This window comes from Acinetobacter sp. V116_7 (assembly GCF_056735735.1).
The window spans coordinates 413056-425612 of record NZ_JBWZIF010000028.1 but is presented as its reverse complement, the minus strand read 5'-3'; the positions used below and the strand labels follow the sequence as shown (position 1 = coordinate 425612).

Below are 12557 nucleotides of genomic sequence, written 5' to 3'. Positions count from 1 at the left end.
TTCTTGTGTTGTACATGCAAGATCTTGCGTTTTTTATAGATCTAAACTAGCTCAATTTTGCTGAATATGGTTAACTTAAGCTTAATGATATTCGTTTTAATTTTGCATGGCCTATCAAACTTTAGAACAGCTACAGCAATCTAAAGCCAAGCTTCACGAAACTGTGGTGCTTGATGAAAATATGCAACTTGCATTTTGGTCTAATGAACAAGATCGTGTAAGTGTCTGTAGCGATCACCATACTTTAAGTCTTTATATTCAAGATGGCTATGAAAGCTATCAAAAAACACCTGCGGGCTGGAAAAATGGCGGTGGGCCGGGGCGTTTTTGTTTGTTGCCTGAACATCAAGAGTCTACTTGGGATATACGAGGCGGGCTTAAATTTGTTCACCTGTACTATACCGACCAACATTTGCGTGATGTTGCTGAAAAAATATGGGACAAAGAGCCCAATCAAATTGAACTAAATGAAGTTGTCTTTAATGATGACGAAAAGATTCGTGCGCTATATCAGTTTTTCTTGTTAGATTGTGATTGGAATGATTCATCAAACCATTTACAAATGAGTACCACTGCCAGTTTATTGTTGAATCATTTAATTCGAAGATATAGCAATGTTAAGTGGCAGCAGCCAGTTATTAAAGGTGGACTGGCACCTCATAAACTCAAATATATTCAAGACTGGATTGAAGGGCATTTAGACCAAGCACTCACTTTGTCAGACTTGGCAAATGTTGTGAATTTAAGTGAATACCATTTTGCTCATATGTTTAAACAGTCTATGAATATGGCACCTCACCAATATGTCATGCAAAGACGTTTAACTAAGGCAAAAGGGCTAATTCAGTCATCTCAGCTTTCTTTACAAGATATTGCCCTAGTATGTGGTTTTAGTTCAGCAAGCCATTTAAGCCATCGCTTTAAACAGTTTTATGGAATGAGCCCTTCACAATTAAGATAACTGATCCACCTTTAATTTTTTATAAAAAATAAACAATTAATTTAACTAGTAGGTTGCTAACTCTTGTGCTTCTGCATTGGGTAACAACATGCGGTAGTTAATAATATGTTCAAATTTCTTGGGCTATCTAGAGTTTTTATTCAACACAAATACATATATCTTTTTTATAACAATAATTAAATTCTATAGATAACTATTTACTAATTTATTGATATTCATTGAAATTATTTTTTTAACTAAAGTTATCGCTTTAAATTATTTCCAAAGCTGAAACATTTTAAACATTATTTGCTCAAGTTGTTATAACAGGTTGTAAGCCGTGAGCCAGCTACCCCACGATCCCAAAAATCATAAGCCTCTTTACGATCAGTTAAAGGAACTCATCCTTAACAAAATTGTAAATGGTGAATATGCCGTGTTGAGTCAAATTCCATCTGAAAACGAGTTTGCTGAACAGTTTGGTGTAAGCCGAATCACAGTTCGCCAAGCACTCAACCAATTACAGTTGGAAGGCTATATTTTTAAGGTGCCAGGTAAAGGGACCTTTGTAAGTAAGCCAAAAACGTTCCAGAACATCTCAAGTTTGCAAGGTTTTGCAGAAGCAATGTCATCTGCTGGTCACGAAATTTTAAACCGTGTCATCTCGGCCGAGCTTAAACAGATTCCGATGCATGTTGTGCCCAAATTAAAGTTACCTGTTAAAGCCAATGTATATGAAATTCAACGTGTTCGTTTGCTCAACCGTCAACCAGTGTCTTATGAGTTGACTTATTTGCCAGAACATATTGGTTTGAAGCTTAAAGAAAAAGCGATTGATTTACGTACAACCGATATTTTCAAGGCATTAGAACAAGAGTGTGACATCCCTTTGGGGCATGCGGATTTAAGTATTGATGCCACGGTAGCGGATGAAGAATTAGCAGCTTTGCTGCAAGTTGAAATCGGAACTCCTGTATTACGGGTCGAACGTTTGACTCATGACGCAAATGGCCAACCGATTGACTATGAATATCTCTATTTCTCGGGCGATACCTTCCAGTACCGTTTACGTATTCATCGTTAATAACTCAGATAAAAATAAGGATTTTACAATGGAAACTAAATATCTTGAGTTCGATATTGTGGTGATTGGTGGTGGAACTGCTGGACCAATGGCTGCGATTAAAGCAAAACAAGAAAACCCGAATTTAAAAGTCTTGCTCATTGAAAAAGCGAATGTAAAGCGCAGTGGAGCAATTTCAATGGGAATGGATGGGCTGAATAATGCTGTCATTCCGGGCTATGCAACACCTGAGCAATACACCAAAGAAATTACAATTGCCAATGATGGAGTAGTTAACCAAACCACTGTATATGCATATGCGAAGCATAGTTTCAAAACCATTCAACAGCTCGATCAATGGGGTATTAAGTTTGAAAAAGATGAGACAGGCGAATTTGCAGTAAAAAAAGTACACCACATGGGGGCATATGTTTTACCAATGCCTGAAGGTCATGACGTAAAAAAAGTTTTATATCGTCAGTTAAAGCGTGCTCAAGTCAAAATTAATAATCGGATTGTCACCACGAAGCTTTTAAAAAATGAGCAAGGTGCAATCAATGGTGTACTTGGTTTTGACTGTCGTAGTGGCGACTTTTATGTCATTAAAACGAAAGCAGCCATTTTATGTTGTGGTGCCGCAGGGCGTTTAGGTTTGCCAGCTTCTGGCTATTTGATGGGTACTTATGAAAACCCAACCAATGCAGGTGATGGCTATGCAATGGCCTACCATGCAGGTGCTGAACTTGCCAACTTAGAATGCTTCCAGATTAATCCACTGATTAAAGACTATAACGGCCCAGCTTGTGCCTATGTGACCGGTCCTTTAGGAGGTTATACCGCTAATAGTAAAGGTGAACGTTTCATTGAATGTGACTACTGGAGTGGTCAAATGATGTGGGAGTTTTACCAAGAACTGGAAAGTGGTAATGGTCCTGTTTATTTAAAAGTAGATCATTTGGCTGAAGAAACGATCCAAACTATTGAAGAGATTCTACATACCAATGAGCGCCCAAGCCGTGGACGTTTCCATGAGGGCCGAGGAACTAATTATCGTCAAGATATGGTGGAAATGCATATTTCAGAAATTGGTTTCTGTAGTGGACACAGTGCTTCTGGTGTATGGGTCAATGAAAAAGCTGAGACTTCGGTTAAAGGCTTATACAGTGCTGGCGATATGGCGGCTGTACCTCATAACTATATGCTTGGTGCATTTACCTACGGATGGTTTGCGGGTGTAAATGCCGCGCAATATGTGAATGCAATTGAAGATAGCGAATTAAACCAAAGCGAAATAGAAGCAGAAAAAGCTCGAATATTTGCGCCACTGGATTGTTCAGAAGGTTTACCAGCCGAACAAGTGGAGTATAAGCTGCGCCGTTTTGTAAATGACTATTTGCAGCCTCCTAAAACTCGCCAAAAAATGGAAATTGGGCTAAAGCGTTTTGAAGAAATTAAACAGGATATCAAGCGAATCTCTGCAAGAAACCCACATGAGCTGATGCGTGCCGCTGAAGTTTCTTTTATTCGAGACTGCGCGGAAATGGCTGCTAGAGCCTCACTGTTTAGGGAAGAAAGCCGTTGGGGACTGTACCACTATAGAGCAGATTTCCCTCAAAAAAATAACTCGGATTGGTTCTTTCACGCTCATTTGAAAAAAGATGAACACGGCAACATGGTCAGTTTCAAAAAACAAATCGAGCCTTATGTGGTTCCGATTAATCAAGATGAAGCTGTGTCGTATGACCGTTTACGCATTCAAAAAGATGTTGCTCTAGCAGACTAAATAAATCAGGAATTTAAATCATGGCTTTTATTTTTAAAGAAGTACAGCACCGTACTGTCGCACCCGTCATTATCGATGAAGATAAATGTATTGCTGATAAAGGATGCACAGTCTGTGTAGATGTTTGTCCAATGGATTTATTGGCAATCGATCCAACAACTCAAAAAGCTTTCATGCAGTTTGATGAATGTTGGTACTGCATGCCTTGTGAAAAGGACTGCCCAACGGATGCAGTCAAAGTAAATATCCCATACCTACTCAAATAATTAATTTGGAATACTCAACATGAGACAAAATAAATTAATCAATAAAAAACTATTACTCAGTAGCTTAATTGGTGCCATTGTACTCGGCACTATGGGGTGCGGTAGTAAAACAGAAACTGTGCGTGTAGCCATTGGTACACAAGACACGACCATTAACTGTGCAACAGGTGGGTTGCTCATTCGTGAATTGAATTTATTACCAAAATATTTACCCAAAGATGGTGAATACAAGAATGTTAAATATGACATTCAATGGAAAAACTTTACCTCTGGTGCACCACTTACCAGTGAGATGGTGGCTGGGCGTTTAGATTTGGGAGCAATGGCCGACTTTCCTGCTGTTAATAATTTAGCGGCATTTAAAAAAGCTGGAAAAGAAAGCATATTTTTAGCGCCTTTGTCAGGCAGTATTAATGGTAGCGGCAATGCGATTGTTGTTCCAATTGACTCAAAAGTCACTTCACTTAAAGAGCTAAAGGGGCAAACAATTTCTGTACCTTTTGCCTCAACTGCTCACGGACTATTATTGCGAGCAATACAAGCTGAAGGCTGGCAACTTGATAAAGATATTAAAGTGATTGCTCAGGCGCCAGAAGTAGCAGGGCCTGCCTTAAAAAGTCATAAGATTGCTGCGCATGCTGATTTCGTACCATTTGGCGAGTTATTTGCTTACCAAGGTTTTGCTAAAAAAATCTATGATGGTTCACAAGCAAAATCACCCACATTTCATGGATCACTTGCCAGCAAGGATTATGCACAGCAGCATCCAGAAGTCATAAAAGCTTATTTACAGGCAACCATTGAAGCAAATCGATTGATTCGAGAACAACCTGAAAAATATAGTGAACTTATTGCTGAAAAAACCGGTATTCCTGCCGAGGTTGTCTATCTCTTCCATGGTCCATTAGGTTTGCAAACTCGTGACTTAACTTGGAAACCTGAATATCGAAAAGCGACTCAAATTGCGATAGATACCTTAAAAGTTCTAGGCAAAAACGACGGTACGCTTGATGTAAATAAATTTATTGATGACCAATATATTAAGGACGCATTTCAAGCATCTGGACTTAATTACAGCCAGCAACTGGCTGACTATGCAAAATTACCTTTGGTTGCCAATGATGCTTTAACAGGCCAACCCATCAAAACATTTGATCGGGTAACTCAAATTTGGGTAAAGGGTGAAGAAATAGTGCGTAGCTATGAAACACCTGAGCATGCTTTTTCTGATTTAAAGAAAATTCAAGCCGCTGGAAAAACGGTGCGTGTGGTTTATAGCCAAGATCATCAGTCCGACATTAAGTTACTTGCCAATCTGGCATGGTATGCCACAGATAAAGCAGGACAAATTCAGGCCTTTTTATTAAAAGATGATGCTGAAAAATGGGCTAAACAACAAGGCGGAAAAGTATATGACTTTAAAGCTATTCAGCTTGTAACACAGAGCTGATGTGTTGTCTTACCTAATGAGCAGGAGGTGACGAATGAGTAGTTTAGTCCAAACAAAACCTAAAAACCAAAGTACATTTTTGATTAAATTTTTCCAACAATTGAGGTTATATCCAGCGCATTTAAAAAACTATGCGATAGCTTTTACATCTATAGTTTTCTGGATAGTCATTTGGCAAGGACTTGCTCAGTTTAAAATAAATTTAGGCATTGTGAACTTTAGCAATGTCCCGACACCATTAGATGTCATTCATTCGCTTTGGGCTTTCTTTCAACTCAACACTGCATTTGAACATGTTGAATCTAGTGTCTTTCGCGTAGTGGTTGGTTTTGTGCTCGCGGCTTTAATTGGTGTAGGTATTGGTTTGTTAGCAGGACGTTATCAAAAACTTGCTGCATTTCTGATGCCGCCATTAGAAGTATTACGTCCAATTCCAGCAGTTGCATGGATTCCTTTAGCGATTCTGATTTTTCCATCGTCAGAAGCTTCTATGATTTTTATCACTTTTATCGGGGCTTTATTTCCAATTTTATTAAACACTGTACATGGTGTTGGTGCAGTTGACCCAAGACTCGTTGCGTCAGCGAAAAGTCTAGGTGCTTCTGATCTAGCTATCATTTATGAAGTCATTATTCCGGGTGCATTACCGAACATTATTACGGGTTTATCCATTGGAATGGGCACTTGTTGGTTCTGTTTAGTGACTGCCGAAATGATTTCAGGCCAACACGGAATTGGATACTTCACATGGGAATCGTTCACCTTGCAAAACTATAGCAATATTGTGGTTGGCATGGTGCTAATAGGAGCGTTAGGTATGTTTAGCAGTACATTGGTGCGTGTGATTGGAAACCGATTTACCCCATGGTATCAACTAAGGAAGTCTTAAAATGTCAATTACACAAGGCCATGTGCGTATTCAAAATCTATCTTTACATTTAGGGCAAGCTAAAAATCGTTTTCAGGCATTAGATCGGGTTAATTTCGAAATACAACCGGGCGAGTTTATTTGTCTACTTGGCCCATCGGGTTGTGGTAAATCTACATTATTAGGTGCTTTGGCAGGGCACTTACCCATTAGTTCTGGGACTTTAACGGTCGATAATGAATCTATACTTGAACCACATCCAGACAGAGGTTTGGTGTTCCAGCAACATACCTTATTTCCATGGAAAAGCGTGCTTGAAAATATTGCCTTTGGTTTAAAAATGAAAGGCATCGCCAAACAAAAGCGTATTGAACAAGCTCAGAAAATGATTGATCTGGTCGGACTTAAAGGTTTTGAACATAAATTTCCAGCTGAACTTTCTGGTGGCATGCAGCAACGGGTTGAAATTGCGAGAGTACTGATTAATCAACCTCGCATTTTATTAATGGATGAGCCTTTTGGTGCATTAGATGCCCAAACTCGTTTAAAAATGCAAATGTTATTGCTCGAAATTTGGCAAGAAATCCAAACGTCGGTTTTATTTATTACCCATGATATTGATGAGGCACTTTTTTTAGCCGATCGAGTGTTGATTATGAGCCATCGACCTGGACGAATTATTGAAGAAATTCCGCTTAAGTTTGAACGTCCACGAGACGTTGAGCTTGTAACAAGTAGTGAATTTACTGCTATTAAAAAACATTGCATCCAGACTTTAAAAGAAGCCACTCAACAAGAAGAGTTAAGCCGTTTAAATCCATTAGGGCTTGGAAAGAAATCACAAATTAAGGAATACGAATGAGTTTTTATTATCAAGCTTTAGATGACCTCGATGAATATAATCAGGAATTTCTTGCACAGCTTAATCATACAGATGAAAAGATTCGCTTTGTTGCTTTAATGAATATTGGTGATGAAGAAAATCCGGATTTACTTCCTTGGTTGCATGCAGCACTACAACACGATTCTTCAGCTTTAGTTCGTGAAGAGGCAGCAAAAAAGTTAGAAAGTTGGGAAGATCCAACCAGTTTACAAGTATTGGCTCAAGCCTTATTTGATACAGATCTGAATGTTAGACAAGCTGTCAGCCAAAGCTTAAGTGAAGTGAAAAATGCGGCATCCGCCCAGATCCTTGCGCCTTATTTAAAGCATACGAATACTTTTGCTCTTAGTACAATTTTACGTGCTTTAAAACCTTTACGACCACAGCAATTATTCACAGAGATATCTGCTTTGGTAGATCATGAAGATGTTCTTGTGCGCCGTGAGGCAGTCAGTGCATTAAGTTGGTTACAGCAAGACCAAGCGATTACGATATTGGCAAAAACTGCTGAAACAGATGTAGATGATGAGGTTCGCCGCATTGCAACAGGTGGTTTGGCCTATAGTCAGAGCATATCAGCTGAGGTTATCCAAGCACTTCAACATTCTTTAACTTCGGAAAGTTGGCAACTAAGAGTTGAAGCTGCTCTTACGATTGGAAAATTACATATCGTTCAGCTTGAAACTCCCTTAATTCATGCTTTATCTGACTTATATTGGCAAGTACGTATTGCTGCAGTTCGAAGCTTAGGATTACTCAAGTCGCGTCTGGCAGTTACTCATTTGTCTGATAACTTTAATCATGAAATTAGCAATTTACGTAAAGAGGTCGCTTTAGCACTCGGTGAAATTGGCACATCAGAAGCTCAGAATCTATTAGAACAACATCAAAATGACTCCGACCCAGAAGTACGAAAAGCGATTCGTATTGGATTAAATCAAATTGGTGAGGTGAAATATGCAAGCCAGACCTGATATTCGTGTTGATACTACAAATAAACAAGTTCACTTTATATGGACCGATGGTTTAAGCGTATCTCTGAGCCATCAAAATTTAAGGGAAATTTGCCCATGTGGCTTTTGCCGAGCGAAGCGAATTAAGCAAATTAAAATTGAAGATCAAAATGTCGAAGTAACAGCTATGTTCGATCAAGGTTACGGTGCCCAAATTTGTTTTAGTGATGGACATGATAAAGGAATTTTCCCGTGGGCTTTTTTAAAAGAATTTGCTAAGTGCTAAAAAATGCCTTCTGCTTGGGACAGAAGGCATCTCATTTAATTAATGATCATGTTCTAAATAATCTGGTTTTTTTGGAAGCGCAAGGCTACACAAGAAACAGATAATCAGCATGACAATGACATAAATAAAGAAGGTATTTTCAATTCCAGCAGCTTTGAATTGCAAAGCAACCGAAGGTGCAGAACCACCAAAAATAGCATTACCTACCGCATATGAAAATCCTACCCCGAGTGCACGTACGTGAGGTGGGAACATTTCAGCTTTTACTAAGCCACTAATAGATGTATAGAAACTCAAAATCATCATCATAAAAATGAGTAGCAAGGTAATGATGATCGGCGAATCTATATAATTAGGCATCCCAATTGCCATCACTGGATAGATAAAAATCGCAGATAATAAGCTAAATGCCAGCATTGAAGAACGTCGCCCAATACGATCCGAAATGGAACCAAATACAGGTTGAGCACACATATAGACAAATAGCGCGAAGGTCATGATATAACCAACGGTTTTGCCATCCATACCTAAATTAGTTAAATAGGTTTTTGAATAAACAGTTTCTACATAAAACGTTAATGAACCAGCAGAAGTGTATCCGACCACCAATAAAAAGGTTTTCCAATGCTTTTTAAACAGCTCTCTTAAGCTACCAGACTCTTTGCGTTCACTATCTTGATGAGAAAGCGTTTCTTCTAAACGACTCCGTGCGAGTAAAGATAGAATGGCAGCAATACCACCAATAATGAACGGAATACGCCATCCGCCATCAAGTAATTGTTGTTCACTTAAAAACGTTAATAAGATTACACCAAGTAGGCTGGCAAGTAACTGGCCACCAGAAAGGGTGACATATTGGAAAGAGGAATAAAAACCACGTTGACCTTTTAAACCTAATTCACTCATATATGTTGCTACTGCACCATATTCACCACCCACCGATAGACCTTGAAGTAAGCGTACTACCAGTAAAAGGAAAGGGGCAAATAAGCCAACTTGTTCATAAGTGGGTAGGGCTGCAAATAGAAAAGAGCTCAAAGCCATTAAGCAAATTGAGACAATCATTGATTTTTTTCGACCGTGTCGGTCTGCAATGCGTCCAAATATCCAGCTACCAATAGGACGCATAAAAAAGCTTGCTGCAAATACACCCCAAACATAAATCGATTTGGTCGTACTATCCATATCTGGTGCAGTTAGAGCCTGAGTAAAATAAGCAGCAAATACTGCATAGATATAAAAGTCGAACCATTCGACCAAATTACCTGAAGCTGCGCCTACAATCCCTCGTATTCTGCTGCTCTTTTCTTCCTTAGTATATGTCATAGATATTCCGTCAGTTAGCAGAAAAAAATAGAAATTTTCAGATGTACTGAACAGGAAATAGAATGAATCTTTAAATATCACTCAATCCTGAGTACTTTCTTAGAATTCCTCTCCATTTATTTTTTATAATTTTAAACTTCCATTCTAGTGATTCTATGATCTTTTGTTCGATTTAAAGATATTTTTACCGATTATCGAACAATTCCTTAATTTAGTGAGTTGATCAATTCACCATAAACTTTATTTAAAATCAAACATCTAATTTATCAAGCATATTGATTATTGTATTCCTCCTTGGTCTAGACCTATTTCTGAGCTTAGTTTTATTTTGACTATTTGGTAATACTTAAAAAGTTATAGTCCCAATTTCAAAGAAAATAAATGAAATTTATATAATGATGATGCTTTATTACACAAAATTTACTTAATCTAAAAACTATATAATTTGTTGTTTATCGATATTTGTAGCTGTATTCTTGCGTGGCTAAAAATAAGGAAACTTTCCGATTTTTAACACACTTATATTATGCACGGTATGGGCAGGTAGTTATTCAATGGACAGACACACGCTAAATCTTCACTTCATTACATGCTCTAAAACAGCATTGGCTTCATCTATTGCACTGATGACATCTCTAGTCTACGCAAATGAAGCGGAGGTTTCGCAGCTCCCAACCATTACTGTGAACGCTACACAAAATAGTGATGCGCTATATACATCAAAGAAAGTTAATTTATCTGGTTTTCAAACAGGCGATGTAAAGAAAGTTCCTGCATCTATTACCACCATTACCTCTGAGCGCATAGCAGATCAACATGCAAAAACACTGACCGATGTTATTAAAAATGATTCATCGTTAGGAGATGGCTACGCTGCTATTGGCTATTATCCAAACTTTGTAGCACGTGGTTTTGCCCTCGATTTAGGCTCTAGTTATCTCATTAATGGCCATACCATACGTGGCGAGCAAAATGTAGCTTTAGAAAATAAAGAGCAAGTTGAAATCTTAAAAGGTATTTCTGCGATTCAAAGTGGAATGTCGACACCCGGTGGTGTGGTTAACTATGTAACTAAAAGACCTGCCGATGTTAAAACTATTACGGTCGATGCAAATTCAGAAGGTGGTTATACTCTTGCAACGGATGTAGGTGGCTTTTTAAATGATAATTTTGGCTATCGAGTCAATTTAGCGCATGAAAGTATTCACCCAAACGTTGATCATGCAAATGGTAAGCGTGAGTTTGGTTCTGTTGCTTTAGACTGGAAAATTAATGATCGCTCTAAACTACTGTTTGACATTGAAGCTCAGCATCAAAGCCAACGCTCAGTACCGGGTTATCAACTGCTTGATGGGCAAGAAGTACCAACAAATGTAGATCAAGACCGTTTATTGGGGTATCAGTCTTGGAGTAAACCGGTTGTAAATAACAGTGTAAATGCGAGTTTAAAATATCAATATGCATTTAACGATCAATGGAATGGTAGCTTAAGTGCATCACAAAGCCGTGTTGTGATTGATGATAACAGTGCTTTCCCATGGGGATGTTATAACGATAATTGTGAAGTTACTGGTTTAGGCAATACTTTTGATAAACACGGTAATTATGATATTTACGATTTCCGCAGCCCAGATGATACGCGTATTACTAACCAGTTCGCTGCTGGGTTAAATGGTCAATTCAACACTGGCAACATTCAGCATCAAGTAGCTTTCGAATTACAACGTACTTATAAAACCTTAAAACACCATACACCACTGAATGTAGCGGTAGGAACAGGCAATATCTATGAAGATACGATTGACTACAGTCCATCATCAGAAAGTCCAGGCGATCGTTACAAAGCCCTAGAAAGTGATCAAACGGCATTTACTGTATCTGACCGAGTTCAATTTAACGATCAGTGGTCAACTTTACTCGGTGGGAAGCTTATTCATCTTGATGAGCAAGCCTATAAGCCAGATGGCCAGCAAAGCCGAGACACAGATTTAAATAAGTTTTTACCGCAATTAGCGCTCATGTATAGCCCAACTGCTAAGACTAATCTTTATGCTTCATATGCCAAAGGATTATCAGATGGTGGTGAAGCACCTTGGTTTGCTAATAATGCTCTAGAGGTTTTATCACCTAAAAATTCTGAACAATTTGAACTCGGTGTGAAGCAACAAATACGCAACTTTTTATTAACAGCAGCTATTTTTGATTTAAAACAAGATAATCAATATACGACTACAAATTCTGAAGGGAAGTTAGAATTTGTTGAACAAGGCGAACAACACAACCAAGGTATTGAGTTAGGTTTAACGGGCGCTTTAACCGATACAGTTGATGTAAGCTCTGGCGTTACCTATACCAAATCTCGTCTTGTTGATATTGATAATGACAGCTACAAAGGTCATCAAACTCAAAATGTACCGAAAGTACGCGCAACAGCACAGTTATCTTATAAAGTACCTTCCGTTGAAGGGTTAAGATTACTCAGTGGTATGCAATACAGTAGCAGTAAATATGCAAACAAAGAGGGAACGGCAAAAGTAGGTGGTTATAGCATCTTTAATATTGGTGCTGCCTATAAAACAAATTTTGCTGGGCATGACACGACCTTCAGATTCAATATTGATAACTTATTTAATAAAAAATATTGGCGTGATGTAGGGGCATTTATGGGTGATGACTACCTATTCTTAGGTAATCCACGTACAGCCCAGTTCTCTACAACTTTCAGTTTTTAAAATATAG

Annotated in this window: 10 protein-coding genes and 1 pseudogene; 10 read left to right on the top strand and 1 reads right to left on the bottom strand. The window is 38.4% G+C overall.

Features of this window, described 5'->3' with window-relative positions:
- Positions 1–106: 106 nt before the first annotated feature.
- The 9 genes from AC1PJP_RS15950 to AC1PJP_RS15910 all read left to right on the top strand — a co-directional run bounded on the left by AC1PJP_RS15950 (position 107) and on the right by AC1PJP_RS15910 (position 8492).
- Positions 107–961, top strand: a complete 855-nt coding sequence (locus AC1PJP_RS15950; protein ID WP_005305027.1) for a helix-turn-helix domain-containing protein — start codon at positions 107–109, stop codon at positions 959–961.
- A 319-nt stretch (positions 962–1280) separates the two neighbouring features.
- Positions 1281–2024: a GntR family transcriptional regulator gene (locus AC1PJP_RS15945; protein WP_267530318.1), complete on the top strand. Its 744-nt coding sequence runs from the start codon at positions 1281–1283 to the stop codon at positions 2022–2024.
- Between the two features lie 28 nt (positions 2025–2052).
- Complete coding sequence (locus AC1PJP_RS15940; protein ID WP_447500428.1) at positions 2053–3786, top strand: fumarate reductase/succinate dehydrogenase flavoprotein subunit; 1734 nt, start codon at positions 2053–2055, stop codon at positions 3784–3786.
- A gap of 20 nt (positions 3787–3806) precedes the next feature.
- Positions 3807–4052: a 4Fe-4S dicluster domain-containing protein gene (locus tag AC1PJP_RS15935; protein ID WP_000864073.1), complete on the top strand. Its 246-nt coding sequence runs from the start codon at positions 3807–3809 to the stop codon at positions 4050–4052.
- A 19-nt stretch (positions 4053–4071) separates the two neighbouring features.
- Positions 4072–5502, top strand: a complete 1431-nt coding sequence (locus tag AC1PJP_RS15930; RefSeq protein ID WP_479767641.1) for an ABC transporter substrate-binding protein — start codon at positions 4072–4074, stop codon at positions 5500–5502.
- Positions 5503–5536: 34 nt separating this feature from the next.
- Positions 5537–6391: an ABC transporter permease gene (locus tag AC1PJP_RS15925; RefSeq protein WP_151988111.1), complete on the top strand. Its 855-nt coding sequence runs from the start codon at positions 5537–5539 to the stop codon at positions 6389–6391.
- A 1-nt stretch (position 6392) separates the two neighbouring features.
- The gene (locus tag AC1PJP_RS15920; RefSeq protein ID WP_013197983.1) at positions 6393–7232 is read left to right on the top strand and encodes an ABC transporter ATP-binding protein; all 840 of its coding nucleotides are present in this window, start codon (positions 6393–6395) and stop codon (positions 7230–7232) included.
- Positions 7229–8227, top strand: coding sequence for a HEAT repeat domain-containing protein (locus tag AC1PJP_RS15915; RefSeq protein ID WP_312325448.1), 999 nt, complete (start codon positions 7229–7231; stop codon positions 8225–8227). The genes AC1PJP_RS15920 and AC1PJP_RS15915 overlap by 4 nt, the downstream gene beginning before the upstream one ends.
- Complete coding sequence (locus tag AC1PJP_RS15910; protein ID WP_005305048.1) at positions 8211–8492, top strand: DUF971 domain-containing protein; 282 nt, start codon at positions 8211–8213, stop codon at positions 8490–8492. The genes AC1PJP_RS15915 and AC1PJP_RS15910 overlap by 17 nt, the downstream gene beginning before the upstream one ends.
- A 39-nt stretch (positions 8493–8531) precedes the next feature.
- Here the strand turns inward: AC1PJP_RS15910 and AC1PJP_RS15905 are convergent, their stop codons facing one another.
- The gene (locus AC1PJP_RS15905) at positions 8532–9818 is read right to left on the bottom strand and encodes an MFS transporter (protein WP_049836597.1); all 1287 of its coding nucleotides are present in this window, start codon (positions 9816–9818) and stop codon (positions 8532–8534) included.
- 526 nt (positions 9819–10344) lie between these two features.
- On the opposite strand from AC1PJP_RS15905, the pseudogene AC1PJP_RS15900 reads away from it, so the two are divergent.
- A pseudogene (locus tag AC1PJP_RS15900) lies at positions 10345–12550 on the top strand (TonB-dependent siderophore receptor).
- The last annotated feature ends 7 nt before the right edge of the window (positions 12551–12557 follow it).